The 26,281-nt window shown below is 40.1% G+C and carries 24 protein-coding genes, 1 tRNA gene and 1 riboswitch; of the genes, 15 read left to right on the top strand and 10 right to left on the bottom strand.

Annotated features, from left to right (window positions below; translation table 11 throughout):
- Window positions 1-8 precede the first annotated feature (8 nt).
- The 4 genes from FPL17_RS03345 to FPL17_RS03330 all read right to left on the bottom strand — a co-directional run bounded on the left by FPL17_RS03345 (window position 9) and on the right by FPL17_RS03330 (window position 4,510).
- Entirely contained in the window at window positions 9-653 is a 645-nt protein-coding gene (locus FPL17_RS03345; protein WP_159883239.1) for an urea amidolyase associated protein UAAP2, read from the bottom strand.
- 16 nt (window positions 654-669) lie between these two features.
- Window positions 670-1,407 (bottom strand): urea amidolyase associated protein UAAP1, encoded by a 738-nt coding sequence (locus FPL17_RS03340; RefSeq protein WP_159883237.1) that lies wholly within the window; start codon window positions 1,405-1,407, stop codon window positions 670-672.
- Between the two features lie 46 nt (window positions 1,408-1,453).
- A riboswitch (guanidine-I (ykkC/yxkD leader) is annotated at window positions 1,454-1,555 on the bottom strand.
- A gap of 207 nt (window positions 1,556-1,762) precedes the next feature.
- Window positions 1,763-3,016: a serine hydroxymethyltransferase gene (glyA, locus tag FPL17_RS03335; protein ID WP_005187674.1), complete on the bottom strand. Its 1,254-nt coding sequence runs from the start codon at window positions 3,014-3,016 to the stop codon at window positions 1,763-1,765.
- A gap of 240 nt (window positions 3,017-3,256) precedes the next feature.
- Complete coding sequence (locus tag FPL17_RS03330) at window positions 3,257-4,510, bottom strand: alpha/beta fold hydrolase (protein WP_159883235.1); 1,254 nt, start codon at window positions 4,508-4,510, stop codon at window positions 3,257-3,259.
- Window positions 4,511-4,753: 243 nt separating this feature from the next.
- Here FPL17_RS03330 and FPL17_RS03325 point away from each other — a divergent pair, with 243 nt between their 5' ends.
- From FPL17_RS03325 to FPL17_RS03275, 11 genes are all read left to right on the top strand, one after another.
- Window positions 4,754-5,452 (top strand): putative quorum-sensing-regulated virulence factor, encoded by a 699-nt coding sequence (locus FPL17_RS03325; RefSeq protein ID WP_159883233.1) that lies wholly within the window; start codon window positions 4,754-4,756, stop codon window positions 5,450-5,452.
- Window positions 5,453-5,584: 132 nt separating this feature from the next.
- Window positions 5,585-6,172, top strand: coding sequence for a hypothetical protein (locus FPL17_RS03320; RefSeq protein WP_159883231.1), 588 nt, complete (start codon window positions 5,585-5,587; stop codon window positions 6,170-6,172).
- A gap of 121 nt (window positions 6,173-6,293) precedes the next feature.
- Window positions 6,294-6,369: transfer RNA gene (locus FPL17_RS03315), tRNA-Arg, on the top strand.
- Window positions 6,370-6,499: 130 nt separating this feature from the next.
- Window positions 6,500-7,435, top strand: a complete 936-nt coding sequence (locus FPL17_RS03310) for an ABC transporter ATP-binding protein (RefSeq protein ID WP_005187661.1) — start codon at window positions 6,500-6,502, stop codon at window positions 7,433-7,435.
- Window positions 7,432-8,205, top strand: coding sequence for an ABC transporter permease (locus tag FPL17_RS03305; RefSeq protein WP_005187658.1), 774 nt, complete (start codon window positions 7,432-7,434; stop codon window positions 8,203-8,205). The genes FPL17_RS03310 and FPL17_RS03305 overlap by 4 nt, the downstream gene beginning before the upstream one ends.
- Window positions 8,202-9,017 (top strand): NADPH-dependent 7-cyano-7-deazaguanine reductase QueF, encoded by an 816-nt coding sequence (queF, locus tag FPL17_RS03300; RefSeq protein ID WP_151715303.1) that lies wholly within the window; start codon window positions 8,202-8,204, stop codon window positions 9,015-9,017. Before FPL17_RS03305 ends, queF begins: the two co-directional genes overlap by 4 nt.
- A 33-nt stretch (window positions 9,018-9,050) precedes the next feature.
- Entirely contained in the window at window positions 9,051-9,710 is a 660-nt protein-coding gene (locus FPL17_RS03295; protein WP_005187652.1) for a hypothetical protein, read from the top strand.
- Window positions 9,711-9,864: 154 nt separating this feature from the next.
- Window positions 9,865-11,007, top strand: a complete 1,143-nt coding sequence (gene rodA / locus FPL17_RS03290; protein WP_159883229.1) for a rod shape-determining protein RodA — start codon at window positions 9,865-9,867, stop codon at window positions 11,005-11,007.
- Window positions 11,008-11,026: 19 nt separating this feature from the next.
- A complete protein-coding gene (gene mltB, locus FPL17_RS03285; RefSeq protein ID WP_005187650.1) occupies window positions 11,027-12,028 on the top strand; it encodes a lytic murein transglycosylase B in 1,002 nt (333 codons plus the stop codon).
- A 289-nt stretch (window positions 12,029-12,317) separates the two neighbouring features.
- A complete protein-coding gene (locus FPL17_RS03280) occupies window positions 12,318-12,929 on the top strand; it encodes a septal ring lytic transglycosylase RlpA family protein (RefSeq protein ID WP_005153835.1) in 612 nt (203 codons plus the stop codon).
- A 135-nt stretch (window positions 12,930-13,064) separates the two neighbouring features.
- The gene (locus FPL17_RS03275) at window positions 13,065-13,517 is read left to right on the top strand and encodes an Mpo1 family 2-hydroxy fatty acid dioxygenase (RefSeq protein WP_159883227.1); all 453 of its coding nucleotides are present in this window, start codon (window positions 13,065-13,067) and stop codon (window positions 13,515-13,517) included.
- Window positions 13,518-13,557: 40 nt separating this feature from the next.
- Here FPL17_RS03275 and FPL17_RS03270 read toward each other — a convergent pair whose 3' ends face one another.
- Both FPL17_RS03270 and sthA read right to left on the bottom strand, forming a co-directional pair.
- On the bottom strand, window positions 13,558-14,025 hold the full coding sequence (locus FPL17_RS03270) for a DUF3465 domain-containing protein (RefSeq protein ID WP_159883225.1): 468 nt from the start codon (window positions 14,023-14,025) through the stop codon (window positions 13,558-13,560).
- A 79-nt stretch (window positions 14,026-14,104) separates the two neighbouring features.
- Window positions 14,105-15,520, bottom strand: coding sequence for a Si-specific NAD(P)(+) transhydrogenase (sthA, locus tag FPL17_RS03265; RefSeq protein ID WP_159883223.1), 1,416 nt, complete (start codon window positions 15,518-15,520; stop codon window positions 14,105-14,107).
- Between the two features lie 189 nt (window positions 15,521-15,709).
- Here sthA and lipA point away from each other — a divergent pair, with 189 nt between their 5' ends.
- Window positions 15,710-16,723: a lipoyl synthase gene (gene lipA / locus FPL17_RS03260; protein WP_016539771.1), complete on the top strand. Its 1,014-nt coding sequence runs from the start codon at window positions 15,710-15,712 to the stop codon at window positions 16,721-16,723.
- 59 nt (window positions 16,724-16,782) lie between these two features.
- On the opposite strand, the gene FPL17_RS03255 is transcribed toward lipA, so the two are convergent.
- Window positions 16,783-17,889 carry a beta-ketoacyl-ACP synthase III gene (locus FPL17_RS03255; RefSeq protein ID WP_159883220.1) on the bottom strand — a complete coding sequence of 369 codons (1,107 nt, stop codon included), beginning with the start codon at window positions 17,887-17,889 and terminating at the stop codon, window positions 16,783-16,785.
- Window positions 17,890-17,934: 45 nt separating this feature from the next.
- Window positions 17,935-21,789 carry an ATP-dependent RNA helicase HrpA gene (hrpA, locus tag FPL17_RS03250; RefSeq protein WP_159883217.1) on the bottom strand — a complete coding sequence of 1,285 codons (3,855 nt, stop codon included), beginning with the start codon at window positions 21,787-21,789 and terminating at the stop codon, window positions 17,935-17,937.
- A 479-nt stretch (window positions 21,790-22,268) separates the two neighbouring features.
- Here hrpA and ahpC point away from each other — a divergent pair, with 479 nt between their 5' ends.
- Window positions 22,269-22,832, top strand: coding sequence for an alkyl hydroperoxide reductase subunit C (gene ahpC / locus FPL17_RS03245; protein WP_004654049.1), 564 nt, complete (start codon window positions 22,269-22,271; stop codon window positions 22,830-22,832).
- A 253-nt stretch (window positions 22,833-23,085) separates the two neighbouring features.
- A complete protein-coding gene (locus FPL17_RS03240) occupies window positions 23,086-23,295 on the top strand; it encodes a KTSC domain-containing protein (RefSeq protein WP_005204416.1) in 210 nt (69 codons plus the stop codon).
- Window positions 23,296-23,346: 51 nt separating this feature from the next.
- Here the strand turns inward: FPL17_RS03240 and FPL17_RS03235 are convergent, their stop codons facing one another.
- Entirely contained in the window at window positions 23,347-24,540 is a 1,194-nt protein-coding gene (locus FPL17_RS03235) for an alkane 1-monooxygenase (protein ID WP_159883214.1), read from the bottom strand.
- Between the two features lie 122 nt (window positions 24,541-24,662).
- Between FPL17_RS03235 and FPL17_RS03230 the strand changes: the two genes are divergently transcribed.
- A complete protein-coding gene (locus FPL17_RS03230; protein WP_159883211.1) occupies window positions 24,663-25,712 on the top strand; it encodes a helix-turn-helix domain-containing protein in 1,050 nt (349 codons plus the stop codon).
- On the opposite strand, the gene FPL17_RS03225 is transcribed toward FPL17_RS03230, so the two are convergent.
- Complete coding sequence (locus FPL17_RS03225) at window positions 25,689-26,276, bottom strand: O-methyltransferase (RefSeq protein WP_159883208.1); 588 nt, start codon at window positions 26,274-26,276, stop codon at window positions 25,689-25,691. The genes FPL17_RS03230 and FPL17_RS03225 overlap by 24 nt on opposite strands.
- Window positions 26,277-26,281 lie beyond the last annotated feature (5 nt).

Raw genomic sequence — 26,281 nt, 5'->3', positions numbered from 1 at the left:
ATGCCACCTCACGCGTCACGTATAACAAGCTGGATTTTGGTCGGATTGTAGGCATTGCACGGATTATTCAATTGCGGACAATTTGAAATCAGCACGATCAAATCCATTTCGGCTTTGATCTCGACATATTTACCCGGTGCAGACACCCCATCTTCAAACTTTAAATGGCCTTCAGCTGTCACGGGTACATTCATAAAAAAGTTAATATTGGGTCCAATATGACGGACATTGAGCTGATGCTTTTTGGCAATTGGGTGCTGTGCCAAGGCGTACATAAAATTATTGCGGCAACTGTGCATCGGATATTTATCGTGTGCATAACGTACCATATTGCTTTCACATGAACATGCGCCGCCTAAGGTGTCATGTCTGCCGCAATTGTCATCGATAATAGTGGCAATTGGACGGGCAAAATTACTAAATAAGGTCGTGCCTTTTTCCAGATAAAGCTGCTGATTTTGCGCCAAGGTATCGGTTGCGCTATAACGCTCTTCGACATTGTTGGCACTGATAAATAAGGTATCAACGGCTTGGTTGCCTTCCAGATCAATAATGCGGAAGTACTGACCTTGCTTCACCTCACCCATCCATGCTTCGCCTGCAAGGCAAATTTCGTCTAAAACAATCTGTTCAATCTTTGCTGATGCTGTCATTTTCTCGCTCCCCACCTTAATTCGACAATGCGTAATAGCGTGCGTTATTGGCAAAACCACGCTGATTTTGCGCGCATGAATCCCGACAAACGTCCTGTTCAGTTAAGGTATTGGCTTTGAATAGGCGAAGTTGGATATCGGCGGGTTGATAAGGTGTAGATGAGTCGAGTGGATGTGGTGCTGCAGATAGAAAAACCAGACAATCCATTTCAAAGCGCAGTTCAATCTTTTGCTGTTGATTATCGTCTGTTACGTAGCTTAATCGGCCATGATCATCAGGCTGGACTTTTGAAAATAAATTTACCGTCGCACTCAAATCCGCTTGGCCTAGACCAAATTTGGTCAATTCCACCAATAAACTATCTAGACCATTTTGATGCATGTCATTACGAGCATCCTGAAAGTTTTTCTGGCCAAAATGTTGTGCAATTTGCTGTGCGGTACTCGGACCACAAAACACATCATTCCAGCCATGTTGATCTTGAACAATGGAAGCCATTACACGGCCCAGATCAGAATACAGAACATGCCCTGTCGAGAGAAAAGCCGTGTGTTGGGCTTTCAGACTATCCGGCATATTAAAGCGCTCCAACTTGTCATCGGCATTGACACAGAACAAAGACACATTGGCACGATGTTCTAGTGCTTCCAGTTGTAAAACTGCACCACGTTGAATGCGACCAGACCAATGATGACCACCGGGTAATGTTTCTTGCCACAGTATTTTATTGTCGTGATAGAACGATTGATTCATAACAAACCCCTTGCGGATGCTTAACCTCGTTATGGCAATATGCCTGTCCTCCCGGGCTTTTATCCCTCCGTGTAGTTCTATCGAACCGTTATCTCTCGGACCAGTCATGTCTCCATACGGACACATCGGAACCCTAGACAACTTTATCTGTATTGTCATGAAGCAAAAGACATGCCAGTTTAGTAATACGATTTTTCATATTCGTAATACCAGAATGATCATTTTTAGAGTGTTCAGAGTGCACTTTTAAAAACAAAGCACCAATTTGATGCTGTGGGGATTAGAATAATTGATATTTTTAGATTTTCTTTATCCATAAAAAAAGCGCCTTACGGCGCTTTTTTAGATATACAAATTAGTTTGCATACACAGGGAATTTTGCACAAACAGCTTCAACTTTAGCTTTTACGTCAGCGATAACTTTCTCATCACCTTTGCTGTCGATCACGTCAGCGATCCAACCTGCAAGTTCACGTACTTCAGCTTCACCGAAACCACGAGTCGTCACTGCTGGCGTACCAATACGGATACCAGAAGTTACGAACGGAGAACGTGGGTCATTTGGAACCGCGTTTTTGTTTACTGTAATGTGAGCTGCACCTAACCAAGCATCAACTTCTTTACCCGTTACGTCTTGTTTAATCAAAGACAATAAGAATAAATGGTTTTCTGTACCACCAGAAACAACATCAAAACCACGTGAAATTAATACTTCAGCCATAGCTTGAGCATTTTTCACCACTTGTTGTTGGTAAGTTTTAAACTCATCAGACATTGCTTCTTTGAAACAGATTGCTTTAGCAGCAATTGCATGCATCAAAGGACCACCTTGATTGCCTGGGAATACAGCTGATTGAAGTTTCTTTTCGATTTCTTCGTTTGCTTTTGCAAGAATTAAACCAGAACGTGGACCACGAAGTGTTTTATGTGTCGTTGTTGTAGTAACGTCTGCAATTTGCACTGGGTTAGGATAAACACCCGCAGCAACTAAACCTGCAACATGCGCCATATCAACAAAAAGGTATGCACCTACTTTATCTGCGATGTCACGGAAACGCTGCCAATCAACGATTTGACTATATGCAGAAAAACCAGCAACGATCATGCGTGGCTTATGTTCCAACGCTAGACGTTCTACTTCTTCATAATCAATTTCGCCAGTTTCAGTATTTAAACCATACTGAACAGCGTTATACGTTTTACCAGAGAAGCTTACTTTAGCACCGTGAGTCAAGTGACCACCGTGAGCCAAACTCATACCAAGAACAGTATCACCTGGGTTAAGAAGCGCTAGATAAACCGCAGAGTTTGCTTGCGAACCCGCATGTGGTTGAACGTTTGCATAGTCAGCACCGAACAACTCTTTTGCACGATCAATTGCAAGTTGTTCAATCACATCCACATATTCACAACCGCCGTAGTAGCGTTTGCCAGGATAGCCTTCTGCATATTTATTCGTAAGTTTTGATCCCTGTGCTTCCATTACAGCTGGTGAGCAATAGTTTTCAGATGCGATTAACTCAATATGCGCTTCTTGGCGTACGCCTTCAGAAGCAATCGCTTGAGCTAATTCTGGATCAAATTCAGCAATAGAAATATTGGCAAACATTAGCGGAGGGTCCTATATATTAGGGCTTTTAAGCCGTGCTAAAGATTGGCACATATTGTAGCATGAAGTTTATGGTTTCAGAGATTGATATTTATTTAATTATTCGTGAATTTTATTCATCACTGCATTGGCTTTCATGGACTAAAATCAATAAGCTATTTTTTATACATTTTAATTTTACCCTACCACCGATGGAGTCTAATTCTTTATTAATAAGAGAATTAGACTCCATAAAATTTACTATTTCACTGGCATTAAAATATTCACATCTTGCACAATTTTTGCAAGATTTGTCGTATAAGCCGTTGTATGGTCCCAAGCACCAACACGATAGTTGGCATCAGGAATTAATGTTCCCACTGTTCTTGCCGATGACACAAGAATATCCGTTACCTGTTTAGGTACAGTTTCATCTCCTGTCCCTTGATAGATGATCACAGGCATAGTTACTTTTTTCTGTAAAGGCTGTGAGTCAGTTGTCAAGAAAGTATTTATACTTGGTGTTGCCATAAAGTTGGTTTTGGTTCTTGGGTATCCATTAAGCGTTTTATTATCACCTAGATATTTGAACATAGCTCCTCCTAAAGCCTGGCCCAAACCATCATAACAAACAGAATTTGGAGAGGAAGTTTCTGCTGTTGCTGCAATTAGATCTGTCGGTGAGTTAAACACATCACTAAATCTTAGATTTGGATACTGATTTCTTAGCCCTGCTGTAATTAATGCTGTAAACGTATCAAGAGGAGCTAAAATGCTTATTTTCTTATTTGGATCTGGTTCATTATTAGCTTTATTCTCTCCTCCAGCCAAAATTAACGCCAGATTAGATGCAGGCGCAATTGCAATAGTACCTTTATAATCCAACTTTGCTCGGCTTTGATATTGTGCAGCACCAAGAACAGCTTGTCCGCCTTGTGAATGACCGACTGCAAGCCATTGTCCATTGGTTTTCTTACCTAAACTTGTTAAATAAGCACGGGCTGCAACCACGGCATCGGTAATTGAGTATGCTTCACTTTTAACATTTAAAAACGGATGGGCTTCTTGACCACTTGGCTCACCCAATCCTTCATAATCTGGTGCCACAACGACATAGCCCGAAGCCAAAAGTGCTTTTAGGAGATATTCATTGCCTTTTAAACCCTGTTTACTTGGTGCACATTGATCTGCTACCCCTGTCGTACCATGGGCCCAAACAACAATTGGCCAACCATTTGCGGGTGCTGGTGATTGTGGCGTAAAGACAAGAGCTGTGGCCTGTACTTCTTTACCATTCACCCCGAGCATTTTATACGTCATGACAACACTATCTGCTGATACAGCAGCCATTCCGTCTAATGTATAATTAACCGGAATACCAACCACAGGATCTTTGATATTGTTCTCTGGAACCTCTGGTTTAAAGGTATAAGTTGTATCACCATCACCGCCGCCACAGGCAGTTAATAACAGGCTAGAGCCTAACATCGCAATTGTTAGTAATTTCATATTCATTTAGTTTTTCCTTAACTATATTTCTTGTCATTTTAATGCTTAGCATTTCTTTTACTAAGGCAATTACTTACATAAGAATGCGCTTAATATCAAATTGTTCAAGTATTTTTTTACTTTGCTGCTTATTTATTCAAAGTCCGTTCCAAATTTCTAAAAAATAAAATTGATACGACCTCATTCAACACAGCTTGCGATAAATTTCTTGTAAGATATTCAAACTCTCAACCAAGCTAGGCCAACTTTATGCAAGCAATCATCTTAGACACTGAAACACATACGCTGAATGGTTTGCCAATTGAAATTGCTTATGCTCCGATTGAAATTGAAAATGGAAAACTCAGTCTCGATAAAAAACAAATTTTTGATCAGCTTTATCAGGTTGGCCAGCCTATTTCCTTCGCCGCAATGGCGGTACATCATATTTTAGAATCAGATCTCATTGATCAACCTTTTTATAATGAGTTTAAGCTTCCTGCTCAGACCACTTATATCATTGGGCATAATGTTGATTATGATGTTGCCGCAATTGCACGTTGTGGTGTTGACACCTCAAAATTGAAACCAATTTGTACCTTAGCTTTAGCACGTCATGTTTGGGAGGATGCCGAAGCACATAACATTTCAGCCTTAATTTACTTGATCTCAAAAGGCAGTGACAAAGCACGCGAAATGTTAAAAGGTGCACATCGTGCCGATGCTGACATTATCTTAACCGCCAACATCTTGATGCATATTATTCATCAACTCAATATTCAAAATATCGAGCAACTTTATCTTGCCTCAGAAGAAGCGCGTATTCCCAAAACGATTACCTTTGGCAAGCACAAAGGTACAGCCATTCAAGACCTCCCTGCTGACTATATTCAATGGCTGATGCGTCAAGAAGATCTTGACCCGTATTTACGCAAAGCATTAGAAGCAAAATTAATTAAAAAAGGATAAAGTTCTCAGTTTGTAAGTTATTTGCCAGTTACTTTAAACAAGGCAATGATATTTAATAAATTGTTAACATTATTGTCATTTTTTAACCTTATCTTAATCTCCGTCTAGATCTTGATTGGGGGAGATTAAGAGATGTCACATTTTTTTAAAACACAGCTTGGGCAAACTGCCCTACAAGAACGTAGTATTGCATTAACTGCACGCCAACGTCGTCTATTGCTTTTAATTGATCATGAAGATTTCAAAGAATTAGATCAAGACTATAAGGAAAGAATTGCACCAACCGAACTTGTTCAACAACTGATTGATATGGGGCTACTGGCTGAACAAGCAACACCTATTATCCAAAAAGAAAATTTAGCGTCAGAATTAAAAGCTAATGATCTAAAAATGACATCAGAGCCCGTTACAGCACTAGAAGTAATAGCAGTTGTACAACAGCCTATTGAAGCTGAAGCAAAACTAGAAATAGAACCTGAAATTATTGAATTAGAAAAATTGCCTTTTGTTGAAATCCAACAAGTCATGATTCAGACACTAACCACTTATTGTGGTCTTATGGCTAGACCTTTGGTACAAAAAATTCAATCGATTAACTCGCTACAACAACTTAAAGCCTGCCAAATGCAATGGATTACCTCACTGCAAGAATCACGGATTCCACCTGCTCAACTGAATCAAACTTTAAAATTGATCAATTATTCAGTGCAGCATTTATAGTTAGATATGTAGCTTCGCGATAAGTCGAGAATAAAATTGATGTTTTAATAAACAAGAAGTAGCTTTATTGAGAGGTATATATTTACCTGCCTGTATTTTTTGCCTATGATGTGGCACGCATGCGCTCATAGCTCAACTGGATAGAGTACAGGTCTCCGAAGCCTGTGGCGTGGGTTCGAGTCCCGCTGAGCGCACCACTTTCCTTCTTGCAACACCTCTTACTCTATAATCGTTCTGTTTTTAACACGCCATAAACCTATTTTTCTACTTGGTTTATTTTTTCATATCGCTCAAAATACCCGTTCTATTTAACAACGTGAGACGTTTATGACTGATGCTTTGGTGTTGAGCGATTTGTCCAAAACCTATCGTAATGGTTTTCAAGCGTTAAAAGGGATTGACCTTACCGTTCCGGAAGGCGAATTTTATGCATTATTAGGACCTAATGGTGCAGGCAAATCAACCACAATCAGTATCATTAGCTCTTTAACCAAAAAAACATCTGGTTCAGTTGAAATTTTTGGGCATAACTTAGATACCCATCCTTCACATGCAAAACAATGTCTTGGCGTTGTTCCTCAAGAATTTAACTTTGGTCAATTCGAAAAAACTTTCGATATTTTAGTGACCCAAGCGGGTTATTACGGCATTCCGAAGAAATTGGCCGAACAACGTGCTGAACATTATTTAGAAAAGCTCGGTTTATGGGAAAAACGTAATATTCAATCGCGTATGCTCTCAGGTGGTATGAAACGCCGTTTAATGATTGCACGCGCAATGATGCATGAACCCAAACTACTGATCCTTGATGAACCGACTGCTGGCGTTGATATTGAGTTACGTCGTTCGATGTGGGACTTCCTCACCGAAATGAATGAAAATGGCACTTCAATTATTCTCACCACACACTATTTAGAAGAAGCAGAAATGTTGTGTCGTCGGATTGCGATTATCGACCGCGGTGTGATTAAAGAAGATACATCAATGAAAGGTTTCCTCAATCAACTGAATGAAGAATCATTCATTTGTGACTTAGCTGAGCCAATCGAATCTTTTGACCTAAATATTATTGGTTTTAAATTTAACCTGATTGATTCAGTGACCTTAGAAGTGACAATGGATAAGGCTCACAGCATGAATGACCTATTCTTGTTATTACAGTCGCAAAATATCCAAGTTAGCAGTATGCGTAACAAATCGAATCGCTTGGAAGAACTGTTCGTGAAAATGGTTGAGAAAAATCTTGCAGGAGCAGATCAATGAACTTTAATCAATTAAAAACTGCGCTGTGGACTTTAGTTGTTAAAGAAATTCGTCGTTTTATGCGTATTTGGCCACAAACCTTACTTCCACCAGCAATTACCATGAGTTTGTACTTCGTAATTTTTGGCAACTTGGTGGGTTCACGTATTGGTGAAATGGGTGGCTTTAGTTACATGCAGTTCATTGTGCCAGGCTTGATTATGATGGCCGTGATCACTAACAGTTACGCCAACGTTTCTTCAAGTTTTTTTAGTGCCAAATTCCAGAAAAGTATCGAAGAACTGATTATGAGTCCTGTGCCATTACACTTAATCCTGTGGGGTTATGTGATTGGTGGTGTCAGTCGTGGTGTATTGGTCGGCTTGATCGTAACCATAATGAGCTTATTCTTTACTCATCTAGAAATTTATAATGTGTTTGTGACTATATATACAGTCATTATTACTTCATTATTATTTTCATTGGGCGGTTTTATCAATGCGGTTTATGCCAAGTCGTTCGATGATATTTCAATTATCCCGACTTTCGTATTGACGCCACTCACCTATTTAGGTGGTGTGTTCTATGCCATTAGTGCACTCAGCCCATTTTGGCAAAATGTCTCTTTAGTCAATCCAATTGTATATATGGTCAATGCCTTCCGTTACGGTATCTTAGGCCATAGTGATGTCAATGTATCCTTCTCGTTAGGCATCGTGACGCTGTGTTGTGTTGTCCTCTATGCAATTGCATATCATTTATTAGCTCGTGGTTCAGGAATGCGTGAATGAGTGTTGAACATTCTTTATTGGGTAAAGACACCCAATACCCAACTCAATATCAGCCAGAGGTTTTATTTCCAATTGCCCGCGCTGAATCCCGTCAGCAGTATTTACATATTGAAGGGATTACACAAGGTAAAGACTGGTGGCATGTTTTTGAAATCTCATGGTTGAATCAACTTGGCTTACCTCAAGTTGCGATTGGTCGTTTGACATTACCAGCCAGTTCGCCCAATTTAATTGAATCAAAGTCACTTAAACTTTATTTCAATGGTATGAATTTCACCCAATTTGAGTCTCAGCAAGCTTTTGTTGAAACCGTTGAACGTGATTTATCTAATGCTGCTGGCTCAAAAGTTGAACTACAACTGTTCCAAGTCGATGATTTAGAGATTTCTAAACCTAAAGGGATTTGTATCGACGATCTAATTCCTGAGCGTTTATCAGAACATCCTGATTCTACTTTATTGCAGCTAGATACAATCTCAGAAGATGATGTTGAAATTGAGTTGTACTCGCATTTATTAAGAAGTAATTGCCCTGTGACGGGTCAACCAGACTGGGGTACTGTTTTTATTCGTTTGCAAGGTAAAAAACCTTGTTATCGCAGCGTTTTAGCTTATATTATCTCGTACCGTCAGCATAATGGTTTCCATGAACAATGTGTTGAGCAAATATTTGCAGATATTTGGCAACTTCTAAAACCAGAAAAACTGATGGTCTATGCAACTTATACTCGTCGTGGGGGCTTGGATATTAACCCGTGCCGAGTATCCGATTTGTCATGGATGCCCGAGCCAATTCGCTTGGCACGACAATAAAACGAATAAATTTGATATAGAGGACGTTCTTCAATGACCAGTTATTTCGGTATTCTTCCGTCAGCAAGTTTGAGTCAGGACATTCAACTTGCACAAGCCAATCGTGATAGTAAAGAGCCACAATACCCTTTACGTGACAAAATTTCTCTACAGCTTACCGATGAGTTAATTGACACCATGTTGGTTCACTTGGTTCAACAATTTCCACCAAGTGACAAACGAGATACTACCGAAGGACTTGCGATTAAAATTCGCGGCATTGTTGAAACCTTAATGAAACAGCTTCTTGGTAAGGCATCAAATGAACAAGTGCTTGAATCATTAGCATTCATGGAAAAGAGCTTGTTCATTGATAATGAAGGTAAACAACGTATCGGCACAGTATTACCAGATAGCCTTGTAACTGAAATGAAGAAAAGCTTTGCTGAAGTTGCAGCTGGAAATGGCAAAGAACAACGTGATGCTTTAACAAAACAGTTTAAAACTTTTGCTGATGCCCTAATCCATCACTTTATGACTGAATTCAACAAAACCCTTGGTCTAGGCATGGTAAAACGTGGTGTTGCCAGCGTTGCAACCAGTGGCGTTGAAACAGCAGTCCATATCGTGATTAAAAAGCTTATCCCAAGCTTGAGCCAAGTTGAACTCGAAGTATTTACCAAGCACTTCGATCAGTTATTGGTACAAAAATAAGTTCTAAATAATGAGAAAGCGACGATTGTAAAATCGTCGCTTTTTTTATGCCAAATTAATCCCTTATAAATGTCACAATTTCTAAATTTGCATTGTCTAAATCAGCGTTTATGTTAGCATTCGCGAAGCGTTGATTTACCTGATTTAGAATCGCATGTCTCCAAGCCCACAATACAAATTTTTACGTCAAGCACCTCGTGATGGCTTAAGCACAGCCAACCAGCCTTCTCGTTGGCAACAACTGCACATTGATCCATGGCTTTGCTTATTTTTAGTGCTCAATGCAGCACTTGGTTTAACTGTTTTATATAGTGCTTCAGCACAAGATGTCGGACTTGTCACCAAACAGGCAATGAGTTTCGGGATCGGCTTTGCAGTTATGTTTGGTTTGGCCCAGATTCCACCAAAAGTCTATCAGGCATTCTCTCCTTACTTTTATGTATTTGGAGTATTGTGCCTGATTGCTGTGATGGTATTTGGTGAAGTCCGTATGGGAGCACAACGCTGGATTGATATTCCTGGTTTCGGGAGTGTGCAGCCGAGTGAGTTTATGAAAATCGGCATGCCGATGATGGTGGCATGGTTCTTGTCACGCAAAGCCCTACCTCCAAGCTTCTCACAAGTGATTCTGTCTTTAATGCTGATTGTGGTGCCTTTTCTACTCATTGCAGAACAACCAGACTTAGGTACCTCCTTATTGGTACTTGCCAGCGGTATTTTTGTGCTATTCCTTAGTGGATTGTCTTGGAAGTTGATTGCGGGTGCTGCAGGTGTCGCAGGTATTATTATTCCAATTGCTTGGGAATTCTTGCTACATGATTATCAACGCCAACGCGTTTTAACTTTATTTAATCCAGAGGCCGATGCTCTAGGTACAGGTTGGAACATTATTCAATCTAAAACTGCAATCGGTTCTGGCGGCTTTTCAGGTAAAGGCTTTTTAGAGGGAACTCAATCCCACTTACACTTTTTACCCGAAGGTCATACTGACTTTATTATTGCAGCCTATTCGGAAGAATTTGGCTTGATTGGCGTTACCCTGCTGATCTTGCTTTATTGTGCAATTATTTTCAGAACATTCCAGATTGGCCTACAAAGCTTCCATAACTATGGTCGTTTGGTTGCAGGTGCATTTGGTTTGTCATTTTTTGTTTATGTATTTGTAAATGCAGGCATGGTCAGTGGTATTTTACCTGTGGTAGGTGTGCCTTTGCCGTTCATGAGTTATGGTGGAACTGCAATTATTACTCTTATGTCAACTTTTGGACTGGTTATGTCTATTCATACACATCGATAATGAGGAATTTTATAAACTTATGTTTCTTCCTACTTTGAATAAAACTTTTAAATTTTTAACTTTAAGCGCTGGTTTATTCTTGAGCAGTAATTGGGCACAAGCCAATGAATTTTATAACCATCCTAATTACTTTGCGTTTAAACAAAAAGCAATGACGACCTATGGCTTAAGCAGCGAACAAATCGATGCTGCCATGAGTGGTGCGCGCAATTTACCCAACATTTTAAACATCATGACCCGCCCTGGTGAAAGTAAACCTTGGTATCAATATCGCTCTATGTTTTTAGTCGAAGGTACCATTCAACGTGGTGCGCGTTTTAAAAGCCAATATGAAGACGTACTGAATCGTGCTGAACAGCAGTATGGTGTACCTAAATCAGTGATTCTCGGTATTTTAGGTGTAGAGACTGGCTACGGTGCCAATAAAGGCTCTTTCATCACCAGAGATGCCTTAGCAACGCTTGCCTTTGGTTATCCGCGTCGAGCTGAATACTTTAGTGATGAATTGGCTGCATTAATTTCATGGACATATAAAGAAGGCTATCCAACCAACAGTATCGTGGGTTCCTATGCAGGTGCGATTGGTTACCCGCAATTCATGCCAAGCAATATTCAAAAATTAGGTGTGGACTACGACGGTAATGGTCATATCGATTTAAGAAACTCTGCTGCGGATGCAATTGGGTCAATTGCTAACTATTTAGCTCAACATGGTTGGGAGCGAGACCGTCCAATTGGCTTCCCTGCTCGTTACCTTGGTAACAACCCTGATAGCGTGATCGCTAAAGATTTGACCCAGCCAGTTCCTTATGGTGAATTGAAAAAATTGGGGGTGGCGCCAATTGACCCATTGGTAAAAATTGATGATCTTGATTTAGTCAATGTTATTCAATTACAAGACCAATTTGGTCCGATTTACTATATCACTTATCCAAATTTCCAAGTCATTACGACTTACAACAAGAGCCGTATGTATGCGACAGCAGTATGGTTATTAGGTACGGAAGTAGCTAGCCGATAGGCTAGCTTTTTTTACAACATTATGAAAAGTCAATAAATTTTTTATTTAAAAAGTACATATATTCGGCAAAATTCATAAAATGTTACAATATTGATTATTTATTAACCAGAAACTGTAAGTTTTTGCCCTTTTTGTAACTATTTATCGTTAAAGACTAGACACACTTCGTAAGCGATGAATATTATCGCCCCAAGTTAAAAGTAATTGCAAAAGTGAATAATTAGACATGTGCACTATATTTCAAGGTTTTTATTGAAATAGAAAAGCATGTTCTCTAGGAGTTTATACAATGCAGTTTTCGCTAAAATATATTCTAGCGCTGACGGCAGGCTTAAGTTTAAGCCCGTTACATGCTGAAATGGTACAGTCTTCATCATTAACCAATGATGTGGAAGGTTCTAATTTGGCTGCCCGCGTACTAAGCAAAGATTCTCAAAATTTTAATTCTCGTTTTTCAAACGTTAATAGTCTTTCAATCACTGAGAGTTCTGGTGACAAAGTACGTCGCCAAACGATCGCTGCTAAGATCGATATCCCAGCAGAAGAGCCTTCAGTGATTGAAAAACTGAATACTGTTGCTTCGAACACCGTTCGTAAATTCAGCCAAAATGGCGTTGCATCATGGTATGGTCGTCAATTCCATGGTCGCAAAACAGCAAGCGGTGAAACATTCGATATGAATGCAATGACTGCTGCACATCGTAGCCTTCCTTTGAACTGTTATATTCGTGTGACAAACAAAGACAACGGCAAAAGTGTTGTTGTAAAAGTTAACGATCGTGGTCCTTTCCATGGTAACCGTGTATTAGACTTATCTTATGGTGCTGCAAAGCAACTTGGTATGTCTAGCTCAGGTACAGGTAATGTGAGCATTGAACGTGTTGATGGTCCTAATTCTTAATCATTAAGACCATCACTAAAAAGCCGCTTATTGCGGCTTTTTTATTTTTATCTATTACATTTGTTAATGCTTTACGCCTTATCCTATTCTTCGGTATATTGAATAAATAAAAATGAATACTGCAAGGAGAGCAATGTGAAATCGATAGACGAATGGTTTGATGAATATAGTGACAGCCACCAAAACCAAACCAACAAGAAAATTCACTGGGTCTGTGTCCCTGCCATTCTATTTTCTATTATTGGTATTCTGGCGCACTTTAGTACGCTGCTCACCGCGCTATTGCTGGTTTTAACTTTAGTCTTCTATGCACGCTTGGATATTGTTTTAGCAGTGGCGATGGCTGCTTTATTAGCCGTCATGGCGTGGCTAATCGTGATCTTACCTGTGGGTGTTGGGTTCTATATCGGTGTTTTTGTGATTGCTTGGATCGGACAATTTTACGGGCACAAAGTTGAAGGTAAGAAGCCTTCATTCTTTAAAGACTTACAATTCCTTCTGATTGGCCCTGTATGGTGCATGGACGCTTATTTAGCTAAAGTCCTACCTAAATGGAAAATTCGTCAAAAATCAGCGATTACAAGCTAATTTAGCGCACATCTTGCAAGCAACCAGCCAAGGGAAACTGTTATTGATAGATTTTCCCTTGGTATTTCAACCAACCATCGATGTGTTTTCCACGCGGATCATGATGGGTCCAGTGAATCACTCCACCTTTTTGGCTGTATTCATATTCACCATAAAACTCCACCGTAGCGCCCTTTTTCAGCCCTTCGATTCTTGGTGCTAAATCAATGTTGTGTGCGATCAATACGGTTAAACCATTCTCCAGTTTAAGAATTATTTTCTGATGTCTTGAACCTTCATTGTCATCCGGCAAAATCGCCTTTACAACACCTTGTGCTTGAACTTGCACATTACTTCGCTGCTGCTGATAGGCTTGCATGATCTTATGCTGATCATCCACAGACACATTGCTATTTGTAGTCGGTGATTGACTGCTTGTATTTTGTTTTTGCTTTAAGTCAAAGCCGAAATAAGCTGCAATCAACACAATGATCGCAATAATGATCAGATTATTTTTTTGAGTTTTCATACTTACCTTTTATCAGACACAAAATAGCAAAATGCCAATCGAATTGATTGGCATTTTGATCATACAACGTCTATCACATTTAGAATAGTCGATTCATACCATTCAAAGCCGCAACACGATAAGCTTCAGCCATGGTTGGATAGTTGAATGTCGTTTCTACGAAATACTTCAAGGTATTGTTTGGACTGTGCATCACCACCTGCCCAATGTGAATAATTTCTGCTGCATTGTTACCAAAACAGTGAATACCCAATACTTCTAAAGTATCACGATGGAACAGAATCTTTAATTCACCAACAGTATCACCGGTAATCTGTGCGCGCGCCAAATGACGGAAAGAAGCTTGCCCTACTTCATAAGGTACTTTCTCTTCAGTCAGTTCTTGCTCAGTCTTACCAATTGAAGAAATCTCTGGAATGGTATAAATGCCTGTTGGCACATCACGGATTGGCTTCACATTCTTCTCGCCTACCATGTTTGCGCCTGCGCAACGACCTTGGTCATACGCAGCAGAAGCAAGTGAAGGCCAACCAATCACATCACCTGCAGCATAAATATTTTCTGCTTCAGTTTGATATTGATCATTGACCATCAACTGGCCACGACCATTCGGTACTAGACCCACATTTTCCAAGCCTAAGCCATCAGTATTACCTGAACGGCCATTACACCATAAGATCGCATCTGCCTTGATCTTCTTACCACTGAGTAAATGTAAGACCACATGATCATCAAAAGTTTCTAAACGATCAATTTGCTCATTGTGACGAATCAATACACCTTGTTCACGTAAGTGATATGACAATGCATCGGCAATTTCATCATCAAGGTAGCTTAAAAGCTTTTGCTGGGTGTTGATCAAATCAACTTTATGATCAAGTCCGATGAAAATAGAAGCGTATTCACAACCAATTACGCCTGCACCATAAATGATGATTTTCTGGATTGAATAATCAAGATCAAGAATCTTGTCCGAATCAAATACGCGCGGATGATTGAAATCTAAACCTTTCGGTTGGTATGGACGGCTACCTGTTGCAATCACGATTTGCTTGCAAATAATGGTGTCTTTAATGCCATCCTGACCAAAAATCAGTACGGTGTTTTTATCTTGGATATATGCACGACCATGGAAAACTTCGATTTTATTGCGATCATAAAAACGTGTATGCGTATCAACTTGCTGTTGAATGACTTTATGCGCATTGCGGAGTACCTGTTTCATGGTGAATTGTTTCCACTCACCTACTTTTTGAAACATTGGATCACGTTGATAACGAATAATACTTGAAACTGTTTGACGTAAAGCTTTACTTGGAATTGTGCCTACGTGTGCGCAGTTACCACCGAGTTGATCACGAACATCAACGATTGCAACACGTTTACCTGCTTTTGCAAGCTTCATTGCCGCGCCTTCGCCAGCTGGGCCAGAACCGAGAATTACTGCATCATATTTAACAATATTCCCACCAACGACCTCTTTCTTACGTGGCATTCAAAGCTCCTTTGTCTCTTAACCGTTTTGCTATATATATGATAACCAATATGCAGCCAGATGATGTATTTCACAACTATATATTTTTATATATTTACATTTTCAAAATGAATACCACTTTTCATGCTTTATTACGGTAAATTTGACTATAATAACAGGATATCTCAAGTCAAAGGCTGTAGAAATTATATGTCTGAACACCGTAAACCTGAACAGGGTATAAAACTTCGTGGCGCGGAAAAAGTCGCGAGAATTCCTGTAAAAGTTATCCCTACGGTTGAAGTACCTCGCAAACCTGACTGGATTCGAGTCAAGATGACCGCTCCAGAAGAAGTTCAGCGTATCAAAACAACCTTGCGCTCGCAAAAGCTACATACCGTATGTGAAGAGGCGGCTTGCCCCAACCTACCAGAATGTTTCGGTGGTGGTACAGCAACTTTCATGATCATGGGTGATATCTGTACCCGTCGTTGTCCATTCTGTGACGTTGCACATGGTCGTCCAAATGCACTAGATCCAGATGAACCACGCCACATGGCAGAAACAATTTCCAATCTCGGCCTCAAATATGCCGTGATTACCTCGGTTGACCGTGACGACCTTTTGGATGGTGGTGCGCAACACTTCGTTGATTGTATCAAAGAAGCCCGTGCATTAAGCCCAAAAACCTTATTGGAAATTCTAGTACCTGACTTCCGTGGTCGTATGGATATTGCCTTACGCATCATGACAGAATGTCCACCAGACGTTTTCAACCACAACATTGAAACTGTGCCACGTTTATATAAAGCGATGCGTCCAGGTTCTGATTATCAGCACTCTTTAACGCTGTTAAAAATGTTTAAAGAATACTGCCCTGATGTCCCAACTAAATGTGGTTTGATGGTCGGTATCGGTGAAACTGAAGAAGAAGTGATTGCCCTACTCGATGATCTTAGAGCACATGATGTTGACTACATTACCATTGGTCAATATCTACAGCCATCTAAGCAACATGCACCAATTGACCGCTTTGTAACGCCAGAAGAGTTTGAGCGTTATGCTGAGCATGGTCGTAAACTTGGTTTTAGAAATATCTGGTCTGCGCCAATGGTTCGCTCAAGCTACTTTGCTGATCGCCAATACCATGGTGAACCTGTTCCAGCGGTACGCCGTAAAGTCGATCCTGCCAAGAAAATTGCAGTTCAGGCGATTGAAGCTTAGTCTTAATAAGCAATAAAAAACACCACAATTGTGGTGTTTTTTATTATAACTTTTAACGTTTAAGCAATATGCTTCTGCACTACAATCGAACCGACAGAATAACCAGCACCGAATGAAGAGATCACAGCATATTCACCGTCATTGACCTGCTCACCAGTACGGTGCATCGCAATAATCACACCTGCAGACGAGGTATTAGCAAACTCATCCAGAATGATCGGTGCACGCTCTAAATCAGCCTCTTTACCGACCACCAATTTCAAAATCAGTTCATTCATATTGGCATTGGCTTGATGTAACCAGAAACGTTTGATTTGTTCAGCGCTTAATTCAAGTTTTTCCAATTGTGCGGTAATGATTTTCGCAACCAGTGGACAAACTTCTTTAAAGACTTTACGACCGTCTTGACGGAATAGCTTGTCATCAACAACTGCATCTTCACTACGATTTAAGAAACCAAAATTGTTACGGATATTATTTGAGAACTGCGTAAACAAATGAATATCTAAGATTTCATAACCCGACTTAGTTTCAGTTTCTTCAATAATTGATGCCGTCGCAACATCACCAAAAATAAAGTGTGCATCACGAGTACGATAGTCTAAATGACCTGATGTAATTTCAACATTGAGCAATAACACACGACGTGCACCACATTTCACTGCATCGTAGGCTTGTTTCAAACCAAACGTTGCAGCAGAACATGCCACATTCATGTCATAGGCATAGCCTTGAATGCCCAATGTAGACTGGATTTCAATCGCAACTGCTGGGTAGGCACGTTGCATATTTGAACATGCCAAAATTACAACATCGATATCTTCTGCGGTAACACCTGCATTTTCCATTGCTTGCTTAGCAGCAATAACGCCCCACTCCGCTTGAAGTGACAGTTCATCATTACCTCGCTCTTGCAAACGTGGGCGCAAACGAGTTGGATCAAGAATACCTGATTTTTCGACCACATAGCGGCGTTGAATACCTGATGCTTTCTCGATAAATTCAGGGCTTGAACCACGAAGTGCTTCAATTTCGCCAGCTTCAATTTGCGCTGCGTTATCTTGGTTATACTGTTCTACATAAGCATTTAAACTTTCAACCAATTCTTCATTGGAAATAGATTCGGTTGGGTGGAATAAACCTGTACCTGTTATACGGATGCCCATGTAAAACTCCTGTAAAGAATGCTTCTAACTTTCATATTTCTCAGTTTAACCGATTGCTAATCGATCCCATAGTTTTTGTAATCTAGTTGGTGAAATAGGCAGCTTTGTTTTCATCGGCTGAGAAAACAAAGAAATTCTGAATTCTTCCAACATCAAATACAGTTCTTTGATTTTAGGATCATTTTTAAATTTAAATACTTTGTCCATCCATGGATCGACATCATCAATTGCAGCAAGGTCTCGTTGTAGATTATTGGGCAAACGATCTAAACGCAATAGCAGCGCTTTTAAATAACGCGGGTATTCCTGCCAAATTTCAGCAGGACGGCTATAAACAAAGTTTGCTAATGACATTAAATCAAGTTGATCTTCAATATCATCTACACTTCGACCAAAGATAGTCTGATCCAACACCAATAACTCACGGCGGATCTGCTGCCATTGAGTAAATATTTCAGTTAAATCATTTAATGTCTGTTGACCATTTGCTAAAAATTGCTTTTTAGTTTCGGTCAGTAACTGCTGAAACTCAGCCGCATTTTTTGGTAGATCTTGAATTGAAACCTGCAAGGTTGCATAGATCAGCATTTGTTCCAGTTTTGCTCGATCACCTAATGGTGAATAAGCCAAAGCCAAGGGCTTGGAAATCTGTTTTTTCAATTGACGGATTAAATCCCCCAACTGCATATGCACCAAGCGAATCACCCCTTCTCGATGTTGCTTAATCGCTTCATCTTGGTCATTAAAGGTTTGAATCACCACGCCAGATTCATCTTTGGCTTCAAGCTCAGCAAATAGTTTAGTTGGAACCAAAGCCTGATATTGCTTGATCACAACACCTGTTACTTTTTGCGATGCTTCGAATACAAAATTTTCAGGGAAGGTTTGGAACTCACCTTGTTGCTGTTTGACTGGACGATGGGTTTCAACATGGCAACGTGCTTTCAACTCATCCAGATCACGACCTTGTGCGATTAACTTACCTTTTTCATCTACCACCTTGATAAACGGAATCAGATACTGATCAATGCGCTCAAAAGAAAAATCTTTTTCCGTAATCTGCTCACCGCGTAAAGCAAACGCCAAGTAGCTAAATAAATGTTCACGCAGATGAACCGCATCAATCCCCTGCATGAGCTTTTTAGCAGTATCTGGGATCGGCACCAAATTGCGACGCTTGTCTTTTGGTAGTGCTTTTAATAAAGCTTCGATTAAATCCTGACGCCACCCTGGAATGCCCCATGACCACTGCTTTTCATCCACTTGCGGTAAAGCCTGCACAGGAATTTTAACTGTCGCACCATCTTCATCATGGCTAGGGTCAAAACGATAGCTGGCAGCAAGTCGCAGTTGTCCATTATGCAAATAATCTGGGAATTGATGCGTCGTTGGACGATCATTCATCCATAACGCATCATCATCTACAAATAAATAACGCGGATGCTCTGACTCAATGGTTGCACGCCAATCTTCAAAACTGCTGCGACTGGCAATTTCTTCTGGCACTTTCGCTGCATAGAACTGGTAAATAGTCTCTTCATCCACCACCAAATCACGGCGACGTAATTTATCTTCAACTCTTTCAACTTCTTCAAGTTTGAGTAAGTTATGTTTTAAGAATGGCGGCGTAATACCTAAATGACCTGTCGTTAAGGCATCACGTAAAAAGATTTCATGTGCCGCAGGTTGGTCCACTTTTTCAAAATTGATTAATCTTTTCGGTTCAATAATCAAACCAAACAGAGAAATCTGCGCATAAGCATTAACAATACCCGCTTTTTTCGACCAATGTGGTTCAAAATAGTGATATTTCAATAAATCACGCGCAGCCAATAGAATCCATTCAGGATCAATTTTTGCCAAAGCCCGTAAATACACCTGAGAGGTTTCCACCATCTCAAATGCCATGACCCAAGCGGTATTGGTCTTGTGTAAGGTACTCGCAGGAAAAACTTTAGCCTTCTGCTGGCGCACCGCCATAAAGGTATTTCGTTCGTCTGTTTTATTCGCAATAAATGAAAGCAAACCAGTTAACAGCGCACGGTGTAAGTTTTCATAATTGGCTGATTTTTCATTAAAACTGAGCTTTAAACCTTCTGCCAATTCAACCAATTGCTGATGGGTTTGTTTCCATTCACGAAGACGTAACCAACTTAAAAAGTGCTGACGTGCAAATTGACGGCGCTTATTTTCAGTTTGTGTTTCAGGACTGGTTTGCAGCGTATTCCAAAGTTTTAAATAGAATAAAAAGTCTGAGTCAGCTTCTTTAAACAGTGCATGCTTTTGATCTGCCTGCATTTGCTTGTCCGCAGGACGCTCACGTGGATCTTGAATGGCTAAGGCACTGACAATAATCAGAGTTTCTTTGAGCACACCAAAATGAGCCCCGCCAACCAACATACGTGCTAAACGTGGGTCAATTGGCATACGCGCCATCATTTGACCAACTTTGGTTAAATCATTCTTACGTTCGTTTAATGCACCTAACTCAACCAATAGCTTACGTCCGTCATTCACCAAACGGAAATCAGGTGGCTCAATAAAATCAAAATCTTCTAGATTACCTAAACCTAAGCTTTGCATTTGCAAAATAACAGAAGCCAAGTTTGTCCGTTTAATTTCAGGTTCAGTAAACTCAGGACGACTTAAAAAGTCTTCTTCACTGTATAGACGAATACATACACCCGCAGCTATACGACCACAGCGGCCTTTACGCTGGTTGGCTGCAGCTTGTGAAATCGCTTCAATCGGTAAGCGCTGTACCCGCGAACGGTAGTTATAACGCGAGATACGAGCAAAACCACTGTCAATCACATAGCGAATATTCGGAACCGTCAATGCAGTTTCAGCCACGTTGGTCGCAATAATAATGCGTCGACCTTTACCGCCTGGACTAAAAATCTTTTGCTGTTCTGCTAGAGCCAAACGCGCATATAAAGGCAATACCTCAGTATGGCGAGGGCCATATTTTTGCAGCGTTTCCTGCAATTCACGGATTTCCTGCTCTGTACTGGCAAAAATTAAAATATCCGCATATTCAGGATGACCTTTTGCTTCAGCATCGGCAAAACACTCTTCTACTGCTTGTACTACAGCGCGCGGTAAATTTTCTTCAAAATCATCAAACTCGTCGTCATCACTGCCGACAATACTCAGCTCAGAGATAGGACGATAACGCAGCTCGACAGGAAAACTACGGCCTTCTACTTCAAAAATTGGTGCGTCATAAAAATACTGGCTAAAACGGTTTACATCTAGCGTAGCCGAGGTCACGATGACTTTTAAATCAGGACGTTTTGGCAAAAGCTGCTTGAGATAGCCCATGATGAAGTCAATATTGAGTGAACGTTCATGCGCTTCATCAATAATGATCGTATCGTATTTTGATAAAAAACGGTCATTGGTCAATTCAGCCAACAAAATACCATCTGTCATCAAACGGACGATTGAATCTTGCGAGCCTTGTTCATTAAAACGAATCTTAAAGCCAATTGATTCGCCAAGCTTCTCGCCCACTTCTTCCGCAATACGTTGTGAGACACTTCGAGCCGCCAATCGACGTGGCTGAGTATGACCAATCATCCCAGTGAGTCCACGACCTGCCAGCATGGCAATTTGTGGAAGCTGTGTGGTTTTACCAGAACCCGTTTCACCAGCAACAATGATGACCTGATGCTTTTGAATCGCCTCAATTAAACGGTCTGCGTATTGGGTAACAGGCAGGTCTTGATTCAGCTTGATCTTTGGAACACGTGCTAGCCGTTGTTTTACCTTATGATTCGATTGCTGAATCAGTTTTTCAATTTCCGCTGTTTCTGTTTTTTTATCTTTGCGCAGTCGATTTAAACGGTGACGGTCACGAGCCATAACCAATTGATCTACATTTAAATGACTCTGCACTGAACAGCTTTCCTGAAAAATTAAATAATCGGCTATTTTACGCCTTAAGCCCTTGCTATGCAAAGAAACCTTTTCAAACTGTTTGAGATAAAATCTAAAACCACACTTATTCGCCCAATTATACTTTTTTATTCCCCGATCATTTTACATATTCATCTGATGTAGAATATTTAATCGTATATCTTGGTTTTTTATATATTTTTATCTTTTTTCAATTTTACCCTTGAATTTTGCTGGCGTAGACTTCATGTTGTTATGCACGTTAGTTTTCAGATATTTTGTCATTTTTACTTCATCTGCATGGAGTCAAATAGAGAAAATATCTTTGGGTGAAAGTCGTTTTTGATTGAGTTATTCAATTTTCCGATTTTAGTAATGTAAAAATACTATTTCCCCAATAACTAAAAATTATTTATTCTTTATCTCGTAAACAAGTAAGGCGTTAGCCTCTCAATAAAACCTCAATCATGGAGACAATGATGAGCTTAATTAATACTGAAGTTAAACCATTTAAAGCAACTGCGTACCACAACGGTCAATTTGTTGACGTATCTGAAGCTGATCTTAAAGGCAAATGGTCTGTTGTATTCTTCTACCCAGCTGACTTCACTTTCGTATGTCCAACTGAGTTAGGCGACCTTGCTGACAACTATGCTGAATTCCAAAAATTAGGCGTTGAAATCTATGGCGTGTCTACTGACACTCACTTCACGCACAAAGCTTGGCACGACACTTCAGAAGTTATTGGTAAAATCCAATACCCATTGATCGGTGACCCAACTTGGACACTTTCAAAAAACTTCGACGTATTAATCGAAGCTGCTGGTCTTGCTGACCGTGGTACTTTCGTAATCGATCCAGAAGGCAAAATCCAAATCGTTGAAATCAACGCTGGTGGTATCGGCCGTGATGCATCTGAACTTCTTCGTAAAGTTAAAGCTGCTCAATATGTTCACGCTCACCCAGGTGAAGTATGCCCAGCTAAATGGAAAGAAGGCGAAGCTACGCTTGCTCCATCTATCGACTTAGTTGGTAAAATCTAATTATTTAGATTAGACCGATAGGTTTGAAACCACCCTTTTTAGGGTGGTTTTTTTATTGATTATTTTTATCAATCCAAGCCCTATTCCACACCGAAATTTTTTAGCTAATTTTTTACAATTCTTATACTTATAAGTTTATAGCAACATTCATTTATGAATTGTCAGACGGTTTCAGTTGGAGTACTGTCAAAGAATAGAACACCAGAGTTATTAACCATGTACTAAAAGATCAAATCAAAATGGGGACGAATATATGGAAAAACCAGTTGTTGTAACCTCTTGGAAATACGATGTTTCTTCACGCTATTTAAAAATTTTCTATAGCAATGGCTCAGGTGAGCTTTATCATCCCGTTCCAGAGTTTATCTACAATAATTTACTTCGCACCAATGATAAAACAGCCTTTGTGCATAAATATCTTGAGTTTGATCTACATTTTAAACGACTCTGTATTTCAGCCTAATTATAAAAAATCAGCCCGTTGGGGCTGATCTGTTTTATACCTTTCGCTTATTTAAGCCGCATCATTTTGCTCAATATATTTCTCGAGCATTTCTTCCTTCACATCAGCATGCATATTAATTCTACTGAGGTCACCTTTATAATGCGCTACAACACGGTCATCCATGATTTTTGACCACCAAGATGGAATAAACGCTGGCAGAATCATGGCGCCATAACCTGCGGGTAATTGCGGTGCATCTTGAAAATGACGTAAGGTTTGAAAGCTTCGGCTCGGATTGGCGTGATGATCTGAATGGCGTTGTAATTGATACAAGAACAAATTGGTCACGACATTATTATTGTTCCAGCTATGCTCTGGCAAAGTACGCTCATATTGGCCATTTTCTTTCTTTGCACGCTTTAAACCATAATGTTCAATATAATTCACAGACTCAAACAAGGTAATTGCATAAGCAGCTTGCGTGACTTGGAATGGTACTGAACGCATACCAAACTTGCTAAACATGGCAGCATGATATACAGCTGACATTGCCCAACCATGAATTAACTCATTTTCCTTACAGAAGAAAGGCAGTTTTTTACGTTCTAAACGGTTTTTCTCAATTTCGATCGCCGATTTGAAGCTACCAATCACAGTACGCGGTAAAAATTTCCAAAAGCTTTCGCCAAATTGGGACGATGCTGGATCTTCAGGTGTTGCAACGCGACGATGATGTCCATAAGGATGTTCAATTCGGAAATGGTTATAACCTGATGGTACTAAAGCCAAATGCGAAAGATAATGCTCTAAACGTCCACTTTTATGGCTCAGTTCATGTGCAGTATTAATGGCAATTCCATTGACCATGCCCACCAAAGTTCCCAATAAGACTTGATCTGCTACTGGCGTATCTTTACGACTGGCTAAATAGGTTCCATAAATATTGGTTGCATATTGTAATGGAATAAAAAGTTTAACAATTCGAGCGTAATACGGATCGGCTTCTAAATCAGCGATTGCATCTAATGGTGGGTTTTCGGTGTCTTCACCAATCAATTTATCCAATGTCGGAATAACGCCATGAATAAATAATGGCCCAAATGAAGCAAAGAACTTTTTCGTTTTTTTAGGGCCAAACTGATAGCCCGCCAAACCACCCATCGCAATGGTCGGTACAGCCAAACCCAATAGCCATAAATGACGTTTTTTATCCTTAAATGTTGTTGTCGCTTGCTCGACATCCAGTTGAGTATACATATTCATTAGAAACCCCTCAATCAAACACAAAATGTTTTGCTTGAGTTGATTGTGTCTCTTCACCGGCCCTCTATATTATCATTTTAAGACTTGCTATTATCATTTTAAGACTTTACTGAGTTTTTCTTGTGCAAAAGCAACAGATCCCTGTTATTCCATCACGTTATTATTTACGACTGATTGAAATTTTAATCGGTACGCATCAATACGATAATGATTTGTTGATGGCTGTGCAGCAAGAACTGGCAAAAACAGAATTATTATCGATTCAGCAAATTGAACAATTCATTGAGATTGGTTTAAGTCTGCCCAATACCCAAGACTTGGCCTTTGAACTGGGCAAAAATATCAAGCTCAGCTCACATAGTCTCGTTGGCTATGCACTCATGACCAGTCCGAATCTGGAACATGCACTTAGGCTGATTGCACAATATTTTAGACTGATTATGCCAAGTTTTAAGCTCAGCATTCAGTTTCCAACAGGCTCACAAAAAGTTGAACTGTTATTTGAACCAATTTTGCAGATGAATAAGCAATGTTTGGCCTTTCATATTGAAGCGATTGCGGTGGCGTTTTACTACAGCCTGTTAGAATTGGCAGGCCAGCAATTACAACGCTACCAAGTATATTTGAGTGTTCCAGAGCCAAGTTATCAAGAACGTTACTTAGCTTTAGTGAAAGCTAATTTCCACTTTAACTATACTTGGCTTTCAGGTATCCGCGTGGTGATTGATCAGCAGCAATTAGCACTACCCTTGCCTTTGGCAGATGCACACAGTTTAAAAATAGTTGAGCAACGCTGCCAGGAGCAAATCCAGAAGATTTATCATCAAGGTGAAATTGTTGAATGGGTTAGCATGATGTTGCGACAAGCCAATCAAGTCCCAACCCTCATGGAATGTGCCAAAGTTTTAAACATTTCGACAAAAACCTTGCAGCGCTATTTACAGCAACAAGGTGTTGAATTTCAAGCTTTAAAGCAGCAGATCAGTACTGAGCGAGCCATTGAGTTATTAGAAAATTCTAGCTTTACCATTACCCATATTGCCTATGAGCTGGGTTATTCTAATCCTGCCAATTTCACCCGTGCATTTAATAAAGTGATTGGCTGTAGCCCTCAAGCATATCGACTACACCATCAAAGTAAAATAAATTCACTTCAACACCACCATACATAAACCTGCACCAATCGGCAGAATGGTACTCATGTAATCTTCATCATCTTTAATCAGTTCGAGGAATTCCTTCACTTCTGCTGCATGAGAAATCACATTATCAACAATTAAGGTACTTCCCGAAGACTGCAATAAACGCTTTAAGTCTTGCCAGTAGCTCACATAACTACCACGCTCGGCGTCCAATAGAATCAGATCATAAGGTTTAGTCGCTTGGTCCAGATAATCAGCAGCATCCCCCACCCAAAAATCAATAAAAGATTCCAAGCCAAATTCTTCCGCATATTTTTTTGCTTGCGCACTGCGAAATGCATTGATTTCTAGAGTATGTACCTTCGCTCCCACGACTTTCGCAGCTTCCGCCAGCCAAAGCGTCGAATAGCCTGTAGAGGTACCTATTTCTAAAATCCGTTTTGATTGTTGAGTACGAACCAACATCGCAAGTAGCTTTGCGGATTCCGCTTCAATATTTCGGTAGCGCCTTAAGCGATCAGACTGTCGAGCATCATGTTGTTTAAACTCATCATATAAATCAGAGATACGTTGTAAAAATACTGTGCTGGTCATGTCTG

This window comes from Acinetobacter dispersus, from assembly GCF_009884975.1.
Taxonomy (GTDB): Bacteria; Pseudomonadota; Gammaproteobacteria; order Pseudomonadales; family Moraxellaceae; genus Acinetobacter; species Acinetobacter dispersus.
Note: the sequence above shows the minus strand (reverse complement) of the source record. Positions and strands in the feature narration are given on the sequence as shown.

What these genes read in the sequence shown, in the direction of transcription:
- FPL17_RS03270 (WP_159883225.1), bottom strand. Translation starts at nt 14,025, where the DNA reads ATGAAAACTCAAAAAAATAATCTGATCATTATTGCGATCATTGTGTTG.
- rodA (WP_159883229.1), top strand. Translation starts at nt 9,865, where the DNA reads ATGTCTCCAAGCCCACAATACAAATTTTTACGTCAAGCACCTCGTGAT.
- FPL17_RS03305 (WP_005187658.1), top strand. Translation starts at nt 7,432, where the DNA reads ATGAACTTTAATCAATTAAAAACTGCGCTGTGGACTTTAGTTGTTAAA.
- FPL17_RS03255 (WP_159883220.1), bottom strand. Translation starts at nt 17,889, where the DNA reads ATGGGCATCCGTATAACAGGTACAGGTTTATTCCACCCAACCGAATCT.
- FPL17_RS03340 (WP_159883237.1), bottom strand. Translation starts at nt 1,407, where the DNA reads ATGAATCAATCGTTCTATCACGACAATAAAATACTGTGGCAAGAAACA.
- FPL17_RS03345 (WP_159883239.1), bottom strand. Translation starts at nt 653, where the DNA reads ATGACAGCATCAGCAAAGATTGAACAGATTGTTTTAGACGAAATTTGC.
- FPL17_RS03310 (WP_005187661.1), top strand. Translation starts at nt 6,500, where the DNA reads ATGACTGATGCTTTGGTGTTGAGCGATTTGTCCAAAACCTATCGTAAT.
- FPL17_RS03235 (WP_159883214.1), bottom strand. Translation starts at nt 24,540, where the DNA reads ATGAATATGTATACTCAACTGGATGTCGAGCAAGCGACAACAACATTT.
- FPL17_RS03325 (WP_159883233.1), top strand. Translation starts at nt 4,754, where the DNA reads ATGCAAGCAATCATCTTAGACACTGAAACACATACGCTGAATGGTTTG.
- FPL17_RS03240 (WP_005204416.1), top strand. Translation starts at nt 23,086, where the DNA reads ATGGAAAAACCAGTTGTTGTAACCTCTTGGAAATACGATGTTTCTTCA.
- FPL17_RS03320 (WP_159883231.1), top strand. Translation starts at nt 5,585, where the DNA reads ATGTCACATTTTTTTAAAACACAGCTTGGGCAAACTGCCCTACAAGAA.
- queF (WP_151715303.1), top strand. Translation starts at nt 8,202, where the DNA reads ATGAGTGTTGAACATTCTTTATTGGGTAAAGACACCCAATACCCAACT.
- FPL17_RS03225 (WP_159883208.1), bottom strand. Translation starts at nt 26,276, where the DNA reads ATGACCAGCACAGTATTTTTACAACGTATCTCTGATTTATATGATGAG.
- FPL17_RS03280 (WP_005153835.1), top strand. Translation starts at nt 12,318, where the DNA reads ATGCAGTTTTCGCTAAAATATATTCTAGCGCTGACGGCAGGCTTAAGT.
- FPL17_RS03330 (WP_159883235.1), bottom strand. Translation starts at nt 4,510, where the DNA reads ATGAATATGAAATTACTAACAATTGCGATGTTAGGCTCTAGCCTGTTA.
- FPL17_RS03295 (WP_005187652.1), top strand. Translation starts at nt 9,051, where the DNA reads ATGACCAGTTATTTCGGTATTCTTCCGTCAGCAAGTTTGAGTCAGGAC.
- glyA (WP_005187674.1), bottom strand. Translation starts at nt 3,016, where the DNA reads ATGTTTGCCAATATTTCTATTGCTGAATTTGATCCAGAATTAGCTCAA.
- ahpC (WP_004654049.1), top strand. Translation starts at nt 22,269, where the DNA reads ATGAGCTTAATTAATACTGAAGTTAAACCATTTAAAGCAACTGCGTAC.
- sthA (WP_159883223.1), bottom strand. Translation starts at nt 15,520, where the DNA reads ATGCCACGTAAGAAAGAGGTCGTTGGTGGGAATATTGTTAAATATGAT.
- mltB (WP_005187650.1), top strand. Translation starts at nt 11,027, where the DNA reads ATGTTTCTTCCTACTTTGAATAAAACTTTTAAATTTTTAACTTTAAGC.
- lipA (WP_016539771.1), top strand. Translation starts at nt 15,710, where the DNA reads ATGTCTGAACACCGTAAACCTGAACAGGGTATAAAACTTCGTGGCGCG.